Raw genomic sequence first — 21,132 nt, forward strand, 5'->3', positions numbered from 1 at the left:
CTCCCAGGAATGACGCAGTAGATGCTCAACGAGCACGAGGCCGTCATATCCGACGACCTCGCCGTATCCAGCCTGCCGCCGCCCCCGACCGGAGGGAAGCGGGCAGTTACGATGCGTGGTATCGAGGAGACCGATGCACATCTGAACCCGGGGGAAGGTTCGCGTCGCCCATGGAGATCCGTCATCTGAGGTCCTTCCGCGCCGTGGCGGAGAGTCTGAGTTTCACCAAGGCGGCGGCGGAACTGCACTACGCGCAGTCCAGCGTCACGGAGCAGATCCAGGCGCTGGAGGCCGAACTGGGCACCCGGCTCTTCGACCGGTCCCACCGGAAGCTGCGGCTGACCGGCGCCGGCATCCGGCTGCGGGCCTATGCCGACCAGGTGCTGCTGCTGGTCGACGAGGCGTCGACGGTCGGCGCCCTGGACGCGGAGGAGCCCACCGGAGAGCTGGCCATCGGCGGCCTTGAGACCTTCTGCACGCACGCGATCCCGCCGATCCTCGCGGAGTACCGGGCGCTGTTCGGCAAGGTCGACGTCACGGTGGACGTGGGGAACCGGCGGGAGCTGTACGACGCGGTGCGCCGCGGCGACCTCGACGTCTGCTTCACCTTCGACGCCCCGCCGAAGGACGAGGAGTACGCGAGCAGCGTGCTCTTCGAGGAGCGGCTGCTGGTCACGGTGCCGGTGGGGCACCGGCTGAGCCGGCGGGAGCGGGTGCGCGGGGCCGACCTGAGCGGCGAGCGGTTCCTCGCGACCCAGCGCGGGTGCGGCTTCCGGGAGATGTTCGACCGGGCCACGGCCGAGCTGGGCCCGGACAGCCTGCGGCTGGAGGCGGAGGTGTCCGGGATCGCGCCGCTGCGCGCCTGTGTCGCCGCCGGGATGGGCCTGGCGCTGCTGCCCGAGATGGCGGTGCGCAGCGAGGTGGAGCGGGGCGACCTGCTGGCGTTCCCGCTGGAGGACGCCGACCTGCGGGTGCCGGCGACGATGACGTGGCGGCGCCGGCGCGAGGCCGTGCCCAGTCTGGACCGGTTCCTCGCGCTGGCCCGGACGTCCCTCACCACCGGGATCCGGGCGGAGGATCGGCCCGGCCGATAGGGGTCCTCACCCCCGCTGACGGTCACCCTGCGTGACGGGGTGCGGAAAGGGGCCCGCCGGGTTCCGGGCGGGGGGGGCGTCCGGACCCGGCGGGCGGTTCTCAGCGCCGCGGGGCGGCGGCCGGGGCGAGCCGGCGGAGGACGGCGCGGGCGACGGCCACCTGGTGCTCGTTGAGGTAGAAGTGCCCGCCGCCGAAGGCCGTCAGCTCGAACGGGCCGGTGGTGTGCCGGGCCCAGTCGCGGACCTCGGCCACCGTGGCCTTGGGGTCGCCCTCGCCGGCGAAGGCGACGACCGGACAGCCGAGGTCGCCGCCCGGCTCGTAGCGGTAGGTCTCCGCGGCCCGGTAGTCGCTCCGGACCACGGGGAGGACCATCCGCAGGATCTCCTCGTCGTCCAGGACGTCGGTGCCGGTGCCGCCGAGGGCACGCAGTTCGCGCTCCAGGTCCGCGTCCGTGGCCAGGTGGAAGGTCTCCTCCCGGACCGTGGCGGGGCCGCGCCGGGCGGAGACGAAGAGCGCCGCCGGGGTGATGCCGCGGCGTTCGAGCCGCCGGGCCACCTCGAAGGCGACCGTCGCGCCCATGCTGTGCCCGAACAGCGCGAGGGGCTTGTCGCGCGCCTCGGGCAGCAGGGCCTCGGTGACCGCGTCGGCGAGCCGGCCGATGTCGTCGACGGGCGGTTCGGCGTACCGGTCCTGGCGGCCGGGGTACTGGACCGCGAGCAGTTCGACGGCCGGGGCGAGCCGGGCGGACATGCCGTGGAAGTAGCCGGCCGAGCCGCCCGCGTACGGGAAGCAGACCAGGCGGGTGGCGGCGTCCGGCGCCGGGTGGAACCGTCGGGTCCACGAAGGGCCGGTCGTGGGGCGGCTGTTCACCATGTCGGGCGTCCTCTCGCTGTGCCGTGCTCGCGTACGTGCTCCGCCGGCGCCACTAGAGGTCCTCCAGCAGGCGCAGCGGTCGCTCCACGCGGTCGGCGACGTGACGGAGGAAGCCGGCGGCCTCCGCCCCGTCGCACACCCGGTGGTCGAAGGTGAGGGAGAGCTGGACGGTCCTGCGGACGGCGAGCCTCCCCTCGTGCACCCAGGGCTTCTCGGCGATCCTGCCCACGCCGAGCATGGCGGCCTCCGGGTGGTTGAGGATCGGGGTCGAGCCGTCCACCCCGAAGACGCCGTAGTTGTTCAGGGTGAAGGTGCCGCCCGTCACCTCGGCGGGGGTCAGGGTGCCGGCGCGGGCCGCCGCGGTCAGCCGGGCGAGCTCGGCGGCCAGCCCCGCCGTGTCCCTGAGGTGCGCGTCGCGGACCACGGGGACGGTCAGCCCCCGGGCGGACTGGGCGGCGAAGCCGAGGTGCGTCGCGGGCCACCGGACGATCTCCTCGCGCGCGGTGTCGACGCTCGCGTTGAGCTGGGGGTGGCGGGCGAGCCCGGCGACGCAGATCCGGGCCAGCAGGGCGAGCAGCCCGATCGGGGCGCCGTCGGGCCGCGCGAGGGCCGCCCGGGCCTCCAGCAGGGCGGTGGCGTCGGCCTCCACCCAGCAGGTGGCGTCGGGGATCTCCCGGCGGCTCCGGCTGAACTTCGCGGCGGCGGCGGCCCGCCGGCCGCGCAGCGGTACGCGGACGGGCTCCGGCCCGTCGGACCCGTGGGGCCCGTGGGCCGGGCCGGGCACGGCGGTCACCGCTCCGACGCCGGCGGGCTCCCGCTCGGCGCGGCGGATCGCCGCGTCGACGTCGGAGCGGAGGATCAGGCCACCCGCGCCGCTGCCCGGCACGCTCCGCAGGTCCAGTCCGTGCCTCCGGGCGAGCTGCCGCACGAGCGGCGAGACCACGGGGACCGGGCCCGCCGGACCGGCGGGCGCGGACCCGGGCACCGCTGCGGGCCGGACCGGGACGGTGACGGCCGGGACGGCGGCGGGCGCGGGACGGCGGCGGGGCGTCTCCCGGGTGCCGTAGCCGACCAGGACGCTGCCGGACCCGGTGGCCCGGGGCTCCCCGGCCGACGCCGCCGTCTCCTCGACGGTGACGGCGACGAGCGGGGCGCCGACGGCCAGGACGTCGCCCTCGCCCCCGTACCGCCGGGTGACCACGCCCGCGTAGGGGCAGGGCAGTTCCACGGTGGCCTTCGCCGTCTCCACCTCGACGACCGGCTGGTCCACGGCGACCATGTCGCCGTCCGCCACCAGCCAGCGCACGATCTCCGCCTCGGTCAGCCCCTCGCCGAGGTCCGGCAGCAGGAACTCACGCACCGACGGCATACGGCTCACCTCCGTGCCGCGCGCGGGTGGCGGACGGCCACTGGAGGTCGCGGACGGCGTCGAGGACGCGGTCCACGCCGGGCAGGTGGTGCCGCTCCAGGAGCGGCGCCGGATAGGGGACGTCGAGACCGGTCACCCGCCGCACGGGGGCCTCCAGGTGGTGGAAGCAGCGCTCGCCCACCCGGGCGGCGATCTCCGCGCCGGCTCCGCCGAAGCCGGACGCCTCGTGCACCACCACGGCCCGTCCGGTGGCGCGGACCGCCGCGCACACCGTCTCGTCGTCGAAGGGCACCAGGCTCCGCAGGTCCAGGACGCCGACGTCCAGGCCCTCCTCGCGGGCCGCGTCCGCCGCCTCCAGGCAGACCGGCAGGCTCGGCCCGTACGTGATCAGCACGGCGTCGGTGCCGGGGCGGCGCAGGACGGCGCGGCCGATGGGCGGCACCGGGGCGGCGGGTCCGTCGGGCGACCAGTCCTCCTTGGTCCAGTAGCGGCGCTTCGGCTCCAGGAAGACGACGGGGTCGTCGGAGGCGATCGCCCGGCGGAGCAGGCCGTACGCGTCGCCGACCGTCGCGGGCGTGACGACGTGCAGGCCCGGCGTGTGCAGGTAGTAGCCCTCGGAGGAGTCGCTGTGGTGCTCCACGCCGCCGATGCCGCCGCCGTAGGGGACGCGGATCGTGAGCGGCAGGGGCAGCCGGCCGCGGGTGCGGTTGCGCATCTTGGCGACGTGGCTGACCAGTTGCTCGAACGCCGGGTAGGCGAAGGCGTCGAACTGCATCTCGACCACCGGTCGCAGGCCGTACATGGCCATGCCGACGGCGGTGCCGAGGATCCCCGACTCGGCCAGCGGGGTGTCGGCGCAGCGCGCGTCGCCGAACTCGGCGGCCAGGCCGTCGGTGATCCGGAAGACGCCGCCGAGGGTGCCGACGTCCTCGCCCATCACGTGGACGGCGGGATCGTCGCGCAGGGCGTGGCGGAGGGCGGTGTTGAGGGCTTCGGCCATGGTGGTGCCGCGGCTGGTCATCGGCTGCCCGCCTCCGCCCGGAGCTCGGCGGCGAGCCGCGCGCGCTGCTCGCCCAACTGCGCCGTGGGCGTGGCGTACACGTGCGCGAACAGCTCCATGGGGTCCACGGCCGGTTCCTCGGCGACGCGCCGGCGCAGGTCCGCCGCCATCGTCTCGGCGGCGGCCAGGGCCTGGCGTCCGGTCTCCTCGTCGAGCAGTCCGGCGGCCCGCAGATGGGTCTCCAGACGGGTGACGGGATCCTCCGCCCGCCACCGCTCCACCTCGTCGTCGGAGCGGTAGCGGGCGGCGTCGTCGGCGTTGGTGTGCGCGTCGAGCCGGTAGGTGAGCGCCTCGACGAGGGTGGGGCCGCCGCCGGACCGGGCCCTCTCGACGGCGGCGGACAGCACGCCGTGCACGGCGACGACGTCGTTGCCGTCGACCTGGACCCCGGGGACGCCGTAGCCGACGCCCTTGTGCGCGAGGGTCGGCGCGGCGGTCTGCTTCGCCAGCGGCACCGAGATGGCGTAGCCGTTGTTCTGGACGAGGAAGACCACCGGGGCGCGGGTCACGCCGGCGAAGGTGAGCGCCTCGTGGAAGTCGCCCTCGCTGGTGCCGCCGTCGCCGGTGAGGGCGAGGGCCACCAGGTCGTCGCCGGAGAGCCGGGCCGCGTGGGCCAGGCCGACGGCGTGGGGCAGATGGGTCGCCAGGGGCGTGCACAGCGGGGCGACCCGGTGCTCCACCGGGTCGTAGCCGGTGTGCCAGTCGCCGCGCAGGAGGGTGAGGGTCTCCACCGGGTCGACGCCCCGGGCCACCACGGCCAGGGTGTCGCGGTAGGTGGGGAAGAGCCAGTCGCGGGGGCGCAGGGCGAGGGCGGCGGCGACCTGGCACGCCTCCTGTCCCCGGCTCGACGGGTAGACGGCGAGCCGGCCCTGGCGGGTGAGGGCGGTCGCCTGCTCGTTGAAGCGGCGGCCGACGACCAGGTGGCGGTGGAGCTCCCGCAGGAGGGCGGGGTCCACGGCGTCCGCCGCGGGGGTGCCGAGGACGCGGGCGGGCCGGCGGTCGGGCAGCAGCGGGGCCGGGTCCCGCCCCGGCGTGCGGGGCTCGGCCGCCGCGCGCTCGGTGGTCTGCTGGAGGGTCATGGCCGGACGCCCTCCGCCAGGTGCAGCACGTCGAAGTCGAACCGTACGATCCGGCCTTCGAGTCCGCCGGTCAGCGCGGCGAACCAGACGGCCGGCCGGACGTCGGTGTGGCGGCGTTCGAGCACGATCTCGGGCGCGGCGGTGCTGACCTTGACGTAGCCGTCCAGCTCCTCCTCGGCCATGCCGGCGATCCTGGCGGTGCGGAGGATGGGTTCGAACTCGGGGATGTCGAGGATGTAGAGCGCGGGCATCAGCCGTTCTCCCTTCCCGCGTGGGTGCGGACGATCTCCGCCTTGCGCCGCCACATGTCCTGCACGGTCGCGTCGGGCTTGCCGGCGACGTCCGCGAGGGCCATGAGGGTCAGTTCGGCGTCCCGGGCGTCGACGTCGCCGAAGGGGCGGAGCGGCCGGGTGATCTCCAGCTGGATGCCGTTGGGGTCGTCGAAGTAGATCGACTCCAGGAGTTCGTGCTGCATCGGGTGGGTGACCCGCACGCCGTGCGACTTGATGCGCTCCCGCCAGGCGAGCATCTCCTCCTCGGTGTCCACGTGGAAGGCCAGGTGTCGCGAGCGGTGCATGAGGTCGCCGGGCGGCTCCTCCTCCGGGAGGCCGAAGAAGTAGAAGAACGCCAGGTAGTTGCCCTTGCCCAGCTCGAAGAAGAAGTGGACGAAGTCCGGGAAGTCCTCCTTGAGCCAGCCGGTCGCCGTGATGGCGTGGACCAGCGGCAGGCCGAGGACCCGGGTGTAGAAGTCGCAGGTCGCCGCCGGTTCCCAGGTGACGAGGGCGATGTGGTCGACGCCACCCATGCGCAGGCCCCCGTCGGGGCGCGGTTCGGTCATCACTTCTCCTCCGTTGCGAGTCGTTCGCGGATGGCCTTCTTGTCCACCTTGCCGACCGGGGTGAGCGGCAGTTCGGTGAGGACTTCCAGCTGTTCGGGCAGCTTGTAGTGGGCGACGCCGTGCCGGGCGAAGCGCTCGCGCACGTCGTCGAGCGAGGGGGCCGCCGCGCCGGCCGGGGCCAGGACCAGGCAGACCCGCTCGCCGAAGCGGTCGTCGGGGAGGGGCACGGCGGCCACCCGGTCGACGCCGACGAGCAGCCGGGCGAGGTTCTCGACCTCCTCGGCGGAGACCTTCTCGCCGCCCCGGTTGATGAGTTCCTTGCGCCGGCCCTCCACGGTCAGATAGCCGCCGGGGTGGAGCCGGACGAGGTCGCCGGTGCGGAACCAGCCGTCCGGGGTGAAGGCGCGGGCGTTGTGCTCGGCCGCCCGGTAGTAGCCGCGCGGGGTGTACGGGCCCCGGGTCAGCAGCTCGCCGGTGCTGCCGAGCGGCACCGGCCGGTCGTGCTCGTCGACGACCAGCAGTTCGTCGTCGGGGCTGACCGGCCGGCCCTGGGTGCCGAACACCAGGGCGTCCGGGTCGTCGGGGCGGGTGCAGCAGAGCAGACCTTCGGCCATGCCGTACAACTGCTGTACCTGTCCGCCGAGTTCGTCGCGGACCCGGCGGGCCAGGGCCGGGTCGACCACGGAGCCGCCGAGGGTGACGAGCCGCAAGGTGCCGAGGTCGTACCGGCCCCCCGCGGCCTCGGCCACCCACTGCTGGGCGACCGCGGGCACGACGGCCACGTCGGTGACGCCCTCCGCCGCCACGGCGGTCAGGGCGGTAGCGGCCTGCGGGGACGGCACCAGGACGACCGTGCCGCCGGAGTGCAGGGTGCCGAGGATGCCCGGGCAGCCGAGCACCGCGTTGTGCCCGGCGGGCAGCGCCGCCAGGAACACCGTCGAGTGGTCGAAGCCGGAGACCTCGGCGCTGCGCCGGACGTTGTACCCGTAGTCGTTGTGGGTGCGGGCGATCAGCTTGGGCAGTCCGGTGGTGCCGCCCGAGAGCAGGAAGAGCGCGACGTCGTCCGGGTGCGGCCGGTCCGCGTCGAGCGCGGCGGCCCGCTCCCGGGTGCCGGGGCCCGGCGCGAGGAGCCGTGCCAGGTCCAGGTGGCCCGGGTCGGCCTCGCCCTTCACCAGGACGCGGCACTCCCCGGGCGCCTCGGCGGCGATCCGGGCCGCGAGGGCCTGGTGGTCGAAGTCCCGCCAGCGGTCCGGCACCACGAGGAGCCGGGCCTCGGCGTGCCGGAGCAGGTGGGCGAGTTCGTGTGCGCGGTGCGCGGTCAGCGCCAGCACCGGGACGATCCCGGAGCGGAAGCAGGCCAGCACCAGGGCCACGAACTCCCAGGAGTTGGGGAGCTGGACGACGATCCGGTCGCCCCGGCAGAGTCCCTGCTCGCGCAGGGCGCCGGCCAGCGCGTCCACCCGGTCGGCGAGTTCCCGGTAGGTGAGCCGGGTGGCGCCGTCGACCAGGGCGGTCCGGTCGCCGTGGGCCTCGGCCCAGCGGCGGGGCCAGTGGCCGAGCGGCTGGTCCGCCCAGTGGCCGGCGGCCCGGTAGCGCGCCGCGTAGTCGGCGGGCCACGGCACCGTGTCCGGCTGCGGGGCGGGGCCGCCGGACGGACCGGCGACCCCTCGCGTCACGGCGGTCATGCGCCGGCCACCACCCGCGCCGCCGGGGCGGCCGTGTCGTCGCCGGAGGCCGCGGCGTCCGCGTCCTCGTCGGCGCCTTCCGGGAGGAGGCATTCGACGAGGTACTCGGCGATCGCCTGGACGGTGGGCCGGTTCCAGAGCAGCGTCGCGGGCAGCGTCAGGCCGAAGAGGCGCTCCAGCCGGCGGCGGACGGCCACGGTCATGACCGAGTCGAGGCCCATCTCCAGGAGCGGGCGCTGGAGTTCGAGCTCCTCGGGCGCCAGCTTGATCTCGCCGGCGACCTCGCGGCGGACCTCGTCGACGAGCAGGGCGAGCAGCTCCCCCGGCGCGTACCGCGTCCAGTCCCGCGTCTCGGCCGCGTCCCCGTCGGTCCCGTCGCCGACGGCGGCGAGTTCGCGGGTGAGGGGGATGCGGCGCGGGGCGCCGCCGGTCGCGATCTGCCGGAAGACCGCGTAGTGGGAGGCCCCGAAGCGCTCGGCGTACTCCCAGGCCCGCAGGGCTTCGGTGGCCGAGATCTCGGCCTGGCCGAAGGCGGCCAGTTCGGCGGCGATGAAGTCGGACGAGGCCGACATGCCGAGGCCGCGCCAGGACGTCCAGCCGAAGCTGACGGTGTCGTCGTGGCCGCCGGCCCGGCGGTGCCGGGCCAGCGCGTCGAGGAAGGCGTTCGCCGATCCGTAGGACGCCTGGCCGGGGAAGCGGAAGAGGTAGCCGCAGGAGGAGAACAGCACCATGAAGTCGACGCTGCCGGCGGGGAACAGTTCGTCGAGGACCAGCGCGCCGGTCACCTTGGGCCGCAGGACGGCGCGGAGCGCCTCCTCGTCCAGGTCGTCGATCATCTGGCCGTCGACGACGCCCGCGGCGTGCACCACGCCCCGGATCGGGGGCAGTCCGAGTTCGGTGGGGCTGAGCGCCTTGCGGGCCTGCTCCGGGTCGGAGACGTCCACGGAGACGACGGCGACGGTGACGCCGAGTCCCTCCAGCGCGCGGACGGCCTCGATCTGGGCGCGGACCGCCGGGTCCCGCTCGGCGTCCCACTCCGACCGCTCGGGGAAGGGCCGCCGGCCGGCGAGGACGAGGCGGCGGGCGCCGCGTCCGGCCAGCCAGCGGGCGACCTCCAGGCCGAGCGCGCCGAGGCCGCCGGTGACGAGGTAGGTGCCCTCCGGCCGGCAGGCGACGGGGCCGCGCTCCGGGGCGCCGTCCACGGCGAGCAGGACGGAGGAGACGGGCAGGCCGTCGCGGATCGCGATCACGTCCGCCTCGGGGCGGGCGCGCACCACGTCGAGCAGCGGTCCGTACGCGTCGGGCGCGGCCGGGTCCAGGTCGACGATGCCGCCCCACAGGTCGGGGTGTTCGGCCGCGGCGATGCGGCCCATGCCCCAGGCGGGCGACTGAGCGAGGGCGGCGCGGTCCGCGCTCTCCCGCACGCCGGTGGTGAGGGACCAGATCCGGGGCCGTCCGGTCGCGGCGGCGGCGGTCAGGCGCACCGCGCGGCCCAGCTCCCAGGCGGCGTCGTGGGCGGCGCGCGCCGGGTCGTCGGGGTCGGTGCCGGAGGCCGCGGCGACGAGGACGGCGGTGGTGTCGGTGAGCCGGTCGGCGAGGGCGTCGAGGCCGTCCGGGCCGGGGACGGGCAGGAAGTCCAGGCCGTCCTCGGCACAGGCCCGGGCCAGGGCGTCGAGCGCGTCCGGGTGGCCGCCGACGGCGACGACGGTGTCCAGCGGGCGGGCCGCGGGCAGGTCGAGCGGGCGCCAGACGATCTCGTGGACCAGCTGCCGGGGCGAGGCGGTGGCGCTGGGGTCTCCGGTCAGCACGGTGAGGCGGATGCCGGTGACGTTCGCGATGACGTTGCCGTCCATGTCGGCGACGACCACGTCGAGGGTGTCGGCTCCGTCGGCGCCCTCGGCGGCGCGGACCTGGACGTTGGCCCGCCGGGGCGGGTCGCCGATCAGCGCGAGGCGGGCGATGTGCGAGGGCATCCGCAGGATGGGTTCGCCGAGGAACAGCACCGAGGTGACGGTCATGGCGCCGTCGAGCAGCGAGGCCCAGGTGGCGGTGGCCTCCTCGCCGGTGTCGATGACCGCGAACAGCTCGTGCGGGCCGCCGCGCCGCAGCTCCTGGATCTCCCAGGGGAAGCCCATGCCGGCGACGCCGATCTGCGCCACCCGCTCCAGGACGTAGTCGGTGCTGACGATCTCGGCGCAGCGGGCCCGCGCCGCGTCGAGGTCGAAGCGGTCGTCGAGGACGCCGCCGGCCGGGTCGATCGAGGCGGTGGTGTGGGTGAGCCACGACTCCTCGGTCTCCTGGTCGCCCTCCTCGCTGATCCGGGAGGAGAGCCGCAGGGTGGAGTCCTGGTAGGAGATCTGGACGTCGCGCGGGACGGTCACCGCGACGGGCACCTTCAGGGCGACGTCGACCAGCGCGGGCCGCCGGCCGTCGGGGGCGGACACCCCGGCCCGGGCGAGGGCCTCCAGGAAGGTGTTCATCAGCACGGCCGCCGGGATGATCTCCACGTTGTGGACCGGGTGGTGGCCGGGGTACGGGCGGCTCTCCTCGTCCAGGTGGGTCTGCCACAGCCACAGCGGGGTGCTGCCCGCGATCCGGGTCGCGCCGCCGAGCAGCGTGTTGACCGCCGGGTCGTGCTGCCGCACCCGGCGCCCGGCGCCGGGCCGGGACTCCTTCCAGTACGTCTGGTGCTGCCAGGCCGTGCCGGGCAGCTCCGCGAGGTCCCGGCCCGCGAACTGGACGCCCGGGTCGGCGTCGACGCCGGCGCAGTACAGGGTCGCCAGGTTGCCCAGGAGGGTGGTGCGGTCCGGCGTGCCGCGGCGGAGCGTCCCGACGACGGTGGCGTCGTCGACGCCCAGCTCGCCGAGGGTCTCACCGATGGAGTGGGAGACGATCGGGTGGCTCGACACCTCCAGGAAGTGCCGGTGCCCGTCCTCGACGGCGGCGGTGATCGCCTGGGAGAACCGCACGGGGTTGCGGAGGTTGCCCGGCCAGTACCCGGCGCCGAGGTCGACGTCCGCGCGCGGGTCGTCCCGCGAGGTGGAGTAGAAGGTCACCTCGGGCCGGCCGCCGGTCAGGTCGTGCATGACCGAGGGCAGCGCGGCGGCGAAGGGGTCCATCTCGGAGGAGTGGAAGGCGATGTCGGCCTGGACCCGGCGGACGACGAGCTCGCCCTCCGCCTCCCAGGCACGGACGGTCTCCTCGACGGCGGCGGCGCTGCCGGCGATCACCGTGGAGAGCGGCGAGGCGGAGATCGCGGCGGTCACCCCGGACCGGCCGGCGAGCCGCTCCTCGGCCTCGGCGAACGGGAGGTTGACCAGGGCCATCGCACCCTTGCCCGCGGCCGGACGCATCATCAGGGCCCGGCGGCAGACCAGCCGCGCGCCGTCGAGGAGGGACATGCCGCCGGCGGTGACGGCCGCCGCGAGCTCGCCGATCGAGTGGCCGACGACAGCGGCGGGCCGCAGCCCGAGGGAGCGCCACACGGCGGCGAGGGCGACCTGGACGGCGTACGTGACGGGCTGGACGACCTCGGGGCCCTCCAGGGTGTCGCCCTCCAGGACGGAGCGGGCGGTGAAGCCGAGCTCCGCCTCGTAGACCGGCCCCAGTTCGTCGATGACCCGCGCGAAGGCGGGCTCGCCGGCGAGCAGGTCCCGGCCCATGCCGATCCACTGGGCGCCCTGACCGGCGAAGACCCAGACGGCGTCCTTCGGCGTGCCCTCGGCGGTGCCGGCGGTCACGCCGGCGACCTCCTCGCCGGCGGCGAGGGAGCGCAGCGAGGCGACGAGGCCCGCGCGGTCCGCGGCGACGACCGCGCCGCGGTGGGCCAGCGGGGAGCGGCGCGCGGCGAGGGTGTGGCCGACGGTGCCGGTCGGCACGGTGGCGCCGGTGCCGTCGAGCCAGTCGGCGAGGCGGGCGGCGTTGTCGCGCAGGGCGGCCCGGGAGGCGCCGGAGAGGGGGAAGAGCCAGGGGGCCGTGCGGCCGCCCTCGGCGTCCGCCGCCGGTCCGGCCGCGGTGGCGGCGGGGCCGGTGGGCTCCTCCAGGATGACGTGACCGATGGTGCCGCCGAAGCCGTAGCCGGAGACGCCGGCGCGGCGCGGTCCGGCGGAGGCGGGCCAGCCGGTGGGCTCGGTGACGACCTTGAGGCCGTTGGTGTCCCACGGGATGGCCGGGTTGGGCTCGACGCAGTTGAGGCTGGGCGGGATCTCGCCGTGCTGGAGGGCGAGGACGGCCTTGATGACGCCGGCGACGCCCGCGCCCGCCTCCAGGTGGCCGATGTTGGTCTTGACGGAGCCGATCAGGAGCGGCCGGTCGCCGGGACGGCCGGCGCTGAGCACCTCGGACAGCGCGGACGCCTCGATGGGGTCGCCGACGTTGGTCCCGGTGCCGTGCGCCTCGACGTAGCCGACCGACTCGGGGGCGATCCCGGCGGTCCGGTAGGTGTGCCGCAGCAGGTCGGCCTGGGCGTCGCGGCTGGGCTGCATGATGCCGTTGGTCTTGCCGTCCTGCATGATGCCGGTGCCGCGGACGACGGCCAGCACCCGGTCGCCGTCGGCGACGGCGTCGGAGAGCCGCTTGAGCACGAGGGCGCCGGCGCCCTCGCCGCGGCCGTAGCCGTCGGCCGAGGCGTCGAAGGACTTGGAGCGTCCGTCGGGGGAACAGGCGCCGGCGGCGTCCATGATCATGGTGACGGCGGGGTGCACCATCGCGTTGACGCCGCCGGCGATGGCCAGGGAGGTCTCCCCGGAGGCCAGGGCCTGGCAGGCCAGGTGGAGGGCGACGAGCGAGGCGGAGCACGCGGTGTCCACGGCCATGCTGGGGCCGCGCAGGTCCAGGTGGTACGAGATCCGGTTGGCGGCGGCGCAGTGCACGGCGCCGATGCCGGTCCACGCCTCGATCCGCGGCAGGTCCTCCATCAGCCGCCGCCCGTAGTCCTCGGTGCCGATGCCGACGTAGACGCCGGTGTCGCCGCCGGCGAGCAGGTGCGGCGGGATGCCGGCGTGCTCCAGGGCCTCCCAGGCCACCTCCAGCATCAGGCGGTGCTGCGGGTCCATCTGCTCGGCCTCGCGGGGCAGGATGCCGAAGAAGCCCGCGTCGAAGCCCGCGACGTCGTCGAGGAAGGCCCCCACCCGGGTGGTGTGGCGCAGGGCGGCGGCGTTCTCCGCGCTCGCCTCTACGTAGGCGGCCCAGCGCTCCTCGGGCAGTTCGGCGACGCCGTCGCGCCCCTCGATGAGCATGGTCCAGAATTCCTCGGGCGAGTGGGCGCCGCCCGCGAACCGGCATCCCATGCCGATGATCGCGACGGGCTCCGGCCCTCCGTCCTCGTGCGGTGCCTGTGCGTGGGTCTCGGACATGCGCTCGTCACTCCTTGGTCGAAAGGTCGTCGAGAGGTGGTCGGCCGGATCGGCGGCCGCGCGGGCAGGGGTCGGCCCCGCGCCGGCGGATCCGGCGAGGTGGGGGTCGGGGGTCAGCCGGCGGCCGGGACGGCCGGGCGGGTGACGGTCGGCGCGGCGGAGACGACGAGGTCGATCCGCCCGGTGACCAGGGCGAGGTGGATCCGCGTCGGCCAGGCGTCGCCGCCGGTGGAGCCGGGCAGGTCGAGGGCCCACCCGTCGGGGACCGGGACCGCCACGACGGCGCCCGTCTCGGTCCTGACCCGCTCGGCGTGCCCGAGCAGCGCGTGCCACCGGGCGGCGGGGTCGCCGACGGGTCCGGTACGGGTCCCGTCGGCGCGGACGGGGACGGAGTCGGCGGGTGAGCCGATGCCTGGGTCGGTACGGGTCTCGGCGGCGGTGCCGGGGTCGGTACGGGTCCCGGCGGCGGTGCCGGGGTCAATTCGGGTCCCGGCGGCGGTGCCGGTACGTGAGCCGGGCCCGGTGCCGGGATCGGTACGGGTCCCGGCGGCGGGCCCGGGGGCCGAGTCGGTGCGTGAGCCGGGGGTACGGTCGGTGGAGGGGGTCGGGTCCGGGGTCAGCAGGACGCCCTCGCAGCCCCGGGCGACCAGGGCCCGTACGGTCGCGGTCAGTTCGTCGCCGGCCGGGCCCCAGGCGTCCGCGGCAGGGCACGCCACCTCGGCGAAGAGCGGGGCGGTCCGCGCGGCGGTCTCCCGCGCCGCCGCCCCGCCGCCCCGCTCCGGGCGGAGCACCGAGCCGACGGCGACGTCCGGGCGGGGCACGGTCCCTGCCCCGCGCAGCAGGACCAGGCCCGCGCCCCGCGCCCCGGCCGCCCGGACGGCGGCCGCCGGGTCGTCGCACTCCTCGGGCACCACCTCGACCAGCCGGTTGGGCAGCCGGACGGAGCCCAGCAGCAGGGGGGCCGCGACCCCGTGCGCCGGCCCGGGGGCCGCGCCGGGGCGCGCCGCGGTGCCTCCGGCCGTGCGGTACGCCTCCTCCGCCTCGTCGACGCGGTCGGCGAAGCGGCGCCGCAGTCCCTCGTACGTCAGGGCGGAGGTGCGGGTCATGAAGTGCAGGCCGAACTGGGCGGGGGCCATGTGCAGGCGCCGTCCGAACGTCTCCCACCAGCGCATGCTGGGTTCCGCCCACTCCTGGGTGCGGGTCACGAGGGCGCGGCGTTCCCGTTCGTACGCGGCGAACGCCGCCCGCGGGTCGGCGTCCCGGTCGAGGGCCGCCGCGAGCGCGATCGCGTCCTCCATCGCGAGCTTGGTGCCGGAGCCCACCGTGAAGTGCGCGGTGTGGGCGGCGTCTCCCAGGAGGACCGCGTTCCCGTCGGACCAGCGGGCGTTGCGGACGATCCGGAAGGTGGCCCACCGGCTGCGGTTGCCGAGCAGCTTGTGCCCGCCGAGGTGGTCGGCGAAGAGCTCGCTCAGCCGCTCCAGGGACGCCTCGTCGCTGCCGCCGGGATTCCGGGCGTGGTCGGCGGGCCGGTCCATGCCGGAGGCCTGCCAGGTGGCCGGGTCGGTCTCGACGACGACGGTCGTCAGGCCCTCCGCGTAGGGGTAGGCGTGCGCCGCGAAGTGGCCGTGTCCGGTGGCCACGAAGGCGAAGGTGGCCGCGTCGAAGGGCGCTTCGGTCCCCAGCCACATGTAGGGGGAGGCACCGTACCGGACGGTGGTGCCGAACCGCTCGGGGCGCGCGTCGCGCTGGGCCGAGTTGGCCCCGTCCGCGTAGACCACGACGTCGGCGTCGTCGAGGCTGCCGGGGGCGGCGTGGTGGCCGAAGTGGAGGACCGCGCCCGCCGACGCGGCCTGCTCCTGGAGGATCGTGAGGAGCGTCTGCCGCGAGATGCTGGAGAAGTCGAAGCCGCCGTAGCGCAGGGTGGCCCGCGGGTGGCGCAGCTCCATGTCCGACACGGTCACGCTCGCCCGCACGATCCGTGCGTGGGTCTCGGGGTCGGACCTCCTCAGCCGGGACATGGTGCGGGCGGAGAAGACGACGCCGAAGCCGTTGGCCTCGTGCGGCGCGTTCCGCTCGTACACGTCGACCCTGGCGTCCGGTCTCGCCCCGCGGATCAATCGCGCCAGGAACAGGCCGGCCGGCCCGCCCCCGACGACTGCGACTTTCCCCCACATCGCCGCGCCCCCGTTCACTTGCTCGATTTCTTCGAGCCAGATCATGCGCGGCGTGTGTGGAGCCCCCGTTGAGCATGTGTTGAGCGGGGTGTGCCGGCGTCCCGCCCCTCCCCCACGACCGGGAGAAACGGTCCTTTACGACCGGGAGGAACGGCCCTTCGTGAGCACGGCGTGGAGGAGCGGGGAGGTGGCGGGGTGTTCAGGAGGTGAGGGCGGGGATGACCGTGGAGCCGTAGGCGTCGACGGTGCCCTCGCGGTGGTCGTGCATGGCGTAGACGGCGAACTGGTCGACGCCGAGGTCCTTGAGGTGGCGGAGCTTGTCGATGTGGGCCTCGGCGGGGCCGAGGAGGCAGAAGCGGTCGACGATCTCGTCGGGGACGAAGGTGGTGTCGGGGTTGTCGGCGCGGCCGTGGTGGGAGTAGTCGTAGCCGTGCCGGTCCTTGATGTACGCGGTCAGCTCCTCCGGGACCATGCCGGAGTGTTCGCCGTACCTGGCGACGAGGTCGGCGACGTGGTTGCCGACCATTCCGCCGAACCACCGGCACTGGTCCCGGGCGTGGGCCAGGGCCTCGGGCGAGTCGTCGGCGGTGACGTACGCCGGGGCGGCGACGCAGATGGTGAGCGCGTCGGGGTCGCGGCCGGCCTCCCGGGCCGCGTTCCGCACCGCCTTGACCATCCACTCGGTGAGGAAGGGGTCGGCGAGCTGGAGGATGAAGCCGTCGGCCTTCTGCCCGGCGAGCGCGAGGGCCTTGGGGCCGTACGCCGCCATCCAGACCGGCAGCTTCCCGTTCTTCACCCACGGGATCCGGATCGGGTTGCCGTCGACCTCGGCCTCGCGGCCCTCCGCCAGGTCGCGGATGACCCCGATCGCCTCCCCGAGGCGGGCGAGGGTGTTGGGCCTGCGGCCGGCGACGCGCATCGCGGAGTCGCCCCGGCCGATGCCGCAGACGGTGCGGTTGCCGTACATGTCGTTGAGGGTGGCGAAGGTGGAGGCGGTCACCTCCCAGGTGCGGGTGCCGGGGTTGGTGACCATGGGCCCGACGTGCAGCTTGGTGGTGTGTTCGAGGATCTGGCTGTAGATGACGAAGGGTTCCTGCCACAGCACGGCGGAGTCGAAGGTCCAGCCGTAGCGGAAGCCGTTGCGTTCCGCCCGGCGCATCAGGCCGACGACCTGCGAGGCGGGCGGGTCGGTCTGCAGGACGAGTCCGAAGTCCAAGGGGCGGCCTCCTAGTTCAGGTACTGACAGGTGGAGCGGGGGAGGAAGGCGCCGTGGCCGGCGTGGCCGACGTAGGTGCGCCCCTCGATGACCGGGACGCCGCGCGAGAGCACGGTCTCGACGCGGCCGGTGACGGTCTTCCCCTCGTACGCCGAGTAGTCGACGTTCATGTGGTGGGTCTCGGCGGACAGCGTCTGCGTGGCGTGCGGGTCGTAGATGACGACGTCCGCGTCCGCGCCGGGCGCGATCGTGCCCTTCTGCGGGTAGAGGCCGAACATCCGGGCCGGGGTGGCGCAGGCGATCTCGATCCAGCGGCGGCGGGAGATGTGCCCGTCGACGACGGCCTGGTGGAGGAGGTCCATGCGGTTCTCCACGCCCGGCAGGCCGTTGGGGATCTTCGAGAAGTCGCCCCGGCCCAGCTCCTTCTGTCCCGTGAAGCAGAACGGGCAGTGGTCGGTGGACACGACCTGGAGGTCGTTCGTCCGCAGCCCCCGCCACAGCGCGGCCTGGTGCTCCCTGGGCCGGAGCGGGGTGCTGCACACGTACTTGGCGCCCTCGAAGCCGGGCTCCGCGAGGTTGTCGGTGGAGAGGAACAGGTACTGCGGGCAGGTCTCGCCGAAGACCGGCAGGCCCTTGTCGCGGGCCGCCGCCAGCTCGGCGACCGCCTCCTCGGCCGAGACGTGGACGACGTACAGCGGGCTGCCCGCGACCCGGGCGAGCTGGATCGCCCGGTGGGTGGCCTCCGCCTCCAGGAGCGCCTTGCGGACCTCCCCGTGGAAGCGGGGGTCGGTCTCGCCCCGGGCCAGGGCCTGCTCGACGAGGACGTCGATGGCGATGCCGTTCTCCGCGTGCATCATGATCAGCCCGCCGGTGTCGGCGGCGACCTGCATGGCCCGCAGGATCTGCCCGTCGTCGGAGTAGAAGACGCCGGGGTAGGCCATGAAGAGCTTGAAGGAGGTGATGCCCTCCTGGACGAGGAGGGCCATCTCCTTCAGCGTGGTCGGGGTGACGTCCGACATGATCATGTGGAAGGCGTAGTCGACGGCGCAGTTGCCGTCGGCCTTGGCGTACCAGGTGTCCAGGCCCTCGCGGAGGCTGTGGCCGACGGACTGGACGGCGAAGTCGACGATGGTGGTGGTGCCGCCCCAGGCGGCGGCCCGGGTGCCGGTCTCGAAGGTGTCGGAGGCGAAGGTGCCGCCGAAGGGCAGTTCCATGTGGGTGTGGGCGTCGACGCCGCCCGGGATGACGTAGCGGTCGGTGGCGTCGAGGACGCGGTCGGCGGTCCAGCCGGCCGCCGCGTCGGAGCCGTGGGCGGCGAGGGCGGCGATGCGGCCGTCCTCGATGAGGACGTCGGCGTGGAGTTCGTCGGAGGCGGTGACGACGAGGCCGCCCCGGATCAGGGTTCGGGTACTCACGGGACTACTCCCTGCCCACTAGATGGATCGGAGGGCCTGTTCGAGGATCTCGGCGCCCTCCTCGGCCTCGGCGACGGTGAGGGAGAGCGGGGGCGCGACGCGCAGGGCGCTGGTGTCGTGGCCGCCGCCCTTCCCGATGAGGAGGCCGCCCGCCCGGGCCGCCTCCAGGACGGCGGAGGCCGCCTCGGGGGCGGCGCGGCCGGTGTCGGGGTCGGCGAGCTCGATGCCGATCATGAGGCCGCGGCCGCGGACCTCGCGGACGGCGTCGACGCCCGCCGCGGCGGCGCGAACGCGTTCGATGAGCAGGCCGCCGACGCGCCGGGCGTTGCCCTGGAGGTCGTGGTCGAGGAGGTACCCGAGGTTAGCCAGGCCCGCGGCCATGGTGACGGGCGAACCGCCGAAGGTGGAGATGGAGTTGGCGTCCAGGCAGTTCATGATCTCGGCGCGGGCGACCACGCCGCCGATCGACATGCCGTTGCCGATGCCCTTGGCGAAGGTGAGCATGTCGGGCGGTCCGGCCTGGTCGTGCGCCTGCCAGCCCCAGAAGTGGTCGCCGGTGCGGCCCCAGCCGGTCTGCACCTCGTCGGAGATCCACAGGACGCCGTGCCGGTCGAGGACGCGACGGAAGGCGGCGTACAGGCCGTCGGGCGGCGAGGTGAAGCCGCCGACGCCCTGGACGGGTTCGGCGATGAGGGCGGCGGTGCGGTGGGTGTGGCCCAGGAGGTCTTCGAGGTCGGCGACGGCGGCCTCGGTGAACCGCTCGTCGGTGAGGCCGGCGAAGGGGCCGCGGGTGCGGACGGCGCCGTGCACGTACAGGGTCTGGAGCGGGGAGAGGCCGGTGGGCGACCAGGCGCGGTTGCCGGTGACGCCGACGGTGGAGAAGGAGCGGCCGTGGTAGCTGTTGCGCATCGCCAGGATCTGGTGCGAGCGGCGGTACGCGGTGGCGAGGAGCAGGGCCGTTTCGTTGGCCTCGGTGCCGGAGGTGGTGAAGAAGACCCGGGCGTCGGGGATGCCGGAGAGGGTGGCGATCCGTTCGGCGAGCTCCACCATCGGCCGGTTGAGGTAGAGCGTGGAGGAGTGGACGATCCGGCCGGCCTGTTCGGCGACCGCCTTGGTGACCTCGGGGAGGGCGTGGGCGGTCATGGTGGTGAGGATGCCGCCGAAGAAGTCGAGGTAGCGGCGGCCCTCGGCGTCCCAGACGTGCCGGCCCTCGCCGTGGGTGATCTCGATCGGCTCGTCGTAGTAGAGCGCCAGCCAGTCGGGGAGGACGGCGCGGTGCCGGGCGTGCAGGCTCTTCACGGCTGGACCAGCCCGTCGTACGCGTCGGGGCGGCGGTCGCGGTAGAAGGCCCACTGCTGCCGGACCTCCTCGATGACGCCGAAGTCGAGGTCCCTGACGACGAGCTCCTCGGCCTTGTCGGAGGCGACGTCGCCGACGAACCGGCCTCGCGGGTCGACGAAGTAGCTGGTGCCGTAGAAGTCGTTGTCGCCGTACTCCTCGACGCCGACGCGGTTGATGGCGGCGACGAAGTACTCGTTGGCGACGGCGGCGGCGGGCTGCTCCAGCTGCCACAGGTAGGAGGAGAGGCCGCGGTGGGTGGCCGACGGGTTGTAGACGAGCTGGGCGCCGTTGAGGCCGAGTTGGCGCCAGCCCTCGGGGAAGTGGCGGTCGTAGCAGATGTAGACGCCGACCTTGCCGACGGCGGTGTCGAAGACCGGCCAGCCGGCGTTCCCCGGGCGGAAGTAGTACTTCTCCCAGAACCCCTTGACCTGGGGGATGTGGTGCTTGCGGTACTTGCCGAGGTAGCTGCCGTCGGCGTCGATGACGGCGGCGGTGTTGTAGTAGAAGCCCTCGGACTCGACCTCGAAGACGGGGACGACGATCACCATCCCGGTCTCGCGGGCCAGCTCGCGCATCCGGGTGACGGTGGGGCCGTCCGGCACGGGCTCGGCCCAGCGGTAGTGCTCGGGTTCCTGGACCTGGCAGAAGTAGGGGGCGTTGAACACCTCCTGGAAGCCGATCACCCGGGCGCCCTGGCGGGCCGCCTCGCGGGCGTGCTCCTCGTGCTTGGCGATCATGGATTCGGTGTCGCCGGTCCAGGTCGCCTGGACGAGTGCGGCGCGTACGACGGTCATGAGCAGCTCCTTCGGCGCGGCGTCGATGAGCCTCTACGCCCGTAGACACGATGCGTAGGAGGAGAACGTAAGCCCCGTCACACCTCGGAGCAAGACTGCCGCCCGGAAGCCCTGCAGTCGATCATGTTTCATACCGGAGTGGTCCACACCGGACACGTACCGACACGTACGGAATGCTCCCCGCTCGTACGTTTCCGCTTCCCGGCCCGTTCCGGTCCGACGCTCAGCCCCCGAGCACTCCCCCGACCCGCAGCGCGTGCCGCAGGGCCCGGTCGTCGGCGGCCGAGAGGGAGCGGGCCGCCACGCCGAGCCGGGGCACGAGCAGGGCGGGGTGCACGGCCGCGAGCCGGGCCGCCTCCTCGGGGGTGCGGACCCGGATGAAGGCGGTGAGCAGCGCCTGGGCCTCCCGGTCGTGGCCCTCGGCGACCAGGGCGGCGACGGCTCCGGCCAGCTCCTCCACCGGCCGGGCGAGTCCCTGGCGCAGCAGCTGTTCGCAGTCGTCGGGGCGGCCGGCGTCGGCGAGAGCCACGGCGATGGCGGCGAGCCGGGCGGCCGGCAGCGAGGCGGCCTCCCAGAGCAGGGTCGCCCAGTCGGCGCCGAAGCCGGCGCGGTGGAGCGCGGCGGCGAGCGCGGGCAGCCGGGCGGGCGGCCCGCCGAGCGCCTCGCAGAGCAGCACGTGCGCCTCGCCGGTACGGCCCTGGGCGCGGAGCCGCTGGAGGGCGTAGACCGCGTTGGCGGCGGCGCGCTCGGCCGCCTCGGCCGCCTCGCCGTCGCCGGGAGCGGCCTCGGCGGGCGCGGCGGGCGCGGCGGTACGGTCGGCGGCCCGGCCCCGGAAGCGG

General features: G+C 74.8%; 14 protein-coding genes and 1 pseudogene. 1 reads left to right on the forward strand and 14 read right to left on the reverse strand.

All coding sequences use genetic code 11. The features are described 5' to 3' along the window. Positions 1 to 170 precede the first annotated feature (170 nt). Positions 171 to 1,094: a LysR family transcriptional regulator gene (locus IE321_RS08175; protein WP_190222309.1), complete on the forward strand. Its 924-nt coding sequence runs from the start codon at positions 171 to 173 to the stop codon at positions 1,092 to 1,094. Between the two features lie 100 nt (positions 1,095 to 1,194). Here IE321_RS08175 and IE321_RS08180 read toward each other — a convergent pair whose 3' ends face one another. The 14 genes and pseudogenes from IE321_RS08180 to IE321_RS08245 form a co-directional block, all read right to left on the reverse strand. Next, positions 1,195 to 1,968 carry a thioesterase II family protein gene (locus IE321_RS08180; RefSeq protein ID WP_190222310.1) on the reverse strand — a complete coding sequence of 258 codons (774 nt, stop codon included), beginning with the start codon at positions 1,966 to 1,968 and terminating at the stop codon, positions 1,195 to 1,197. Positions 1,969 to 2,020: 52 nt separating this feature from the next. Next, positions 2,021 to 3,337 (reverse strand): dihydrolipoamide acetyltransferase family protein, encoded by a 1,317-nt coding sequence (locus IE321_RS08185; protein WP_190222311.1) that lies wholly within the window; start codon positions 3,335 to 3,337, stop codon positions 2,021 to 2,023. Further along, positions 3,321 to 4,358 (reverse strand): alpha-ketoacid dehydrogenase subunit beta, encoded by a 1,038-nt coding sequence (locus tag IE321_RS08190; protein ID WP_051841996.1) that lies wholly within the window; start codon positions 4,356 to 4,358, stop codon positions 3,321 to 3,323. Before IE321_RS08190 ends, IE321_RS08185 begins: the two co-directional genes overlap by 17 nt. Next, positions 4,355 to 5,476 (reverse strand): pyruvate dehydrogenase (acetyl-transferring) E1 component subunit alpha, encoded by a 1,122-nt coding sequence (gene pdhA / locus IE321_RS08195; RefSeq protein ID WP_190222312.1) that lies wholly within the window; start codon positions 5,474 to 5,476, stop codon positions 4,355 to 4,357. Before pdhA ends, IE321_RS08190 begins: the two co-directional genes overlap by 4 nt. Continuing rightward, on the reverse strand, positions 5,473 to 5,727 hold the full coding sequence (locus tag IE321_RS08200) for a hypothetical protein (RefSeq protein WP_043224005.1): 255 nt from the start codon (positions 5,725 to 5,727) through the stop codon (positions 5,473 to 5,475). The genes pdhA and IE321_RS08200 overlap by 4 nt, the downstream gene beginning before the upstream one ends. Continuing rightward, on the reverse strand, positions 5,727 to 6,314 hold the full coding sequence (locus IE321_RS08205) for a VOC family protein (RefSeq protein ID WP_190222313.1): 588 nt from the start codon (positions 6,312 to 6,314) through the stop codon (positions 5,727 to 5,729). Before IE321_RS08205 ends, IE321_RS08200 begins: the two co-directional genes overlap by 1 nt. Then, complete coding sequence (locus IE321_RS08210) at positions 6,314 to 7,999, reverse strand: (2,3-dihydroxybenzoyl)adenylate synthase (RefSeq protein WP_190222314.1); 1,686 nt, start codon at positions 7,997 to 7,999, stop codon at positions 6,314 to 6,316. The genes IE321_RS08205 and IE321_RS08210 overlap by 1 nt, the downstream gene beginning before the upstream one ends. Further along, on the reverse strand, positions 7,996 to 13,353 hold the full coding sequence (locus tag IE321_RS08215) for a type I polyketide synthase (protein WP_190222315.1): 5,358 nt from the start codon (positions 13,351 to 13,353) through the stop codon (positions 7,996 to 7,998). Before IE321_RS08215 ends, IE321_RS08210 begins: the two co-directional genes overlap by 4 nt. A 113-nt stretch (positions 13,354 to 13,466) precedes the next feature. After that, the gene (locus tag IE321_RS08220) at positions 13,467 to 15,434 is read right to left on the reverse strand and encodes an FAD-dependent monooxygenase (RefSeq protein WP_190222316.1); all 1,968 of its coding nucleotides are present in this window, start codon (positions 15,432 to 15,434) and stop codon (positions 13,467 to 13,469) included. 292 nt (positions 15,435 to 15,726) lie between these two features. Next, positions 15,727 to 16,743 carry a TIGR03842 family LLM class F420-dependent oxidoreductase gene (locus tag IE321_RS08225; protein WP_190222317.1) on the reverse strand — a complete coding sequence of 339 codons (1,017 nt, stop codon included), beginning with the start codon at positions 16,741 to 16,743 and terminating at the stop codon, positions 15,727 to 15,729. An 11-nt stretch (positions 16,744 to 16,754) separates the two neighbouring features. Next, positions 16,755 to 18,158 carry a dihydropyrimidinase gene (gene hydA / locus IE321_RS08230; RefSeq protein ID WP_190222318.1) on the reverse strand — a complete coding sequence of 468 codons (1,404 nt, stop codon included), beginning with the start codon at positions 18,156 to 18,158 and terminating at the stop codon, positions 16,755 to 16,757. A gap of 18 nt (positions 18,159 to 18,176) precedes the next feature. After that, entirely contained in the window at positions 18,177 to 19,457 is a 1,281-nt protein-coding gene (locus IE321_RS08235; RefSeq protein ID WP_190222319.1) for an aspartate aminotransferase family protein, read from the reverse strand. Continuing rightward, positions 19,454 to 20,293, reverse strand: a complete 840-nt coding sequence (locus IE321_RS08240) for a nitrilase-related carbon-nitrogen hydrolase (RefSeq protein ID WP_043223999.1) — start codon at positions 20,291 to 20,293, stop codon at positions 19,454 to 19,456. The genes IE321_RS08235 and IE321_RS08240 overlap by 4 nt, the downstream gene beginning before the upstream one ends. Before the next feature lie 223 nt (positions 20,294 to 20,516). Next, positions 20,517 to 21,132, reverse strand: a pseudogene (locus IE321_RS08245) (UL36 very large tegument protein); the annotation flags it as partial.

The organism is Streptomyces hydrogenans (assembly GCF_014656075.1).
Taxonomy (GTDB): Bacteria; Actinomycetota; Actinomycetes; order Streptomycetales; family Streptomycetaceae; genus Streptomyces; species Streptomyces hydrogenans.

Bases quoted from the DNA above. Each gene is read 5' to 3' on its own strand.
- IE321_RS08175 (WP_190222309.1), top strand. From the start codon at position 171: ATGGAGATCCGTCATCTGAGGTCCTTCCGCGCCGTGGCGGAGAGTCTG.
- IE321_RS08180 (WP_190222310.1), bottom strand. From the start codon at position 1,968: ATGGTGAACAGCCGCCCCACGACCGGCCCTTCGTGGACCCGACGGTTC.
- IE321_RS08185 (WP_190222311.1), bottom strand. From the start codon at position 3,337: ATGCCGTCGGTGCGTGAGTTCCTGCTGCCGGACCTCGGCGAGGGGCTG.
- IE321_RS08190 (WP_051841996.1), bottom strand. From the start codon at position 4,358: ATGACCAGCCGCGGCACCACCATGGCCGAAGCCCTCAACACCGCCCTC.
- pdhA (WP_190222312.1), bottom strand. From the start codon at position 5,476: ATGACCCTCCAGCAGACCACCGAGCGCGCGGCGGCCGAGCCCCGCACG.
- IE321_RS08200 (WP_043224005.1), bottom strand. From the start codon at position 5,727: ATGCCCGCGCTCTACATCCTCGACATCCCCGAGTTCGAACCCATCCTC.
- IE321_RS08205 (WP_190222313.1), bottom strand. From the start codon at position 6,314: ATGACCGAACCGCGCCCCGACGGGGGCCTGCGCATGGGTGGCGTCGAC.
- IE321_RS08210 (WP_190222314.1), bottom strand. From the start codon at position 7,999: ATGACCGCCGTGACGCGAGGGGTCGCCGGTCCGTCCGGCGGCCCCGCC.
- IE321_RS08215 (WP_190222315.1), bottom strand. From the start codon at position 13,353: ATGTCCGAGACCCACGCACAGGCACCGCACGAGGACGGAGGGCCGGAG.
- IE321_RS08240 (WP_043223999.1), bottom strand. From the start codon at position 20,293: ATGACCGTCGTACGCGCCGCACTCGTCCAGGCGACCTGGACCGGCGAC.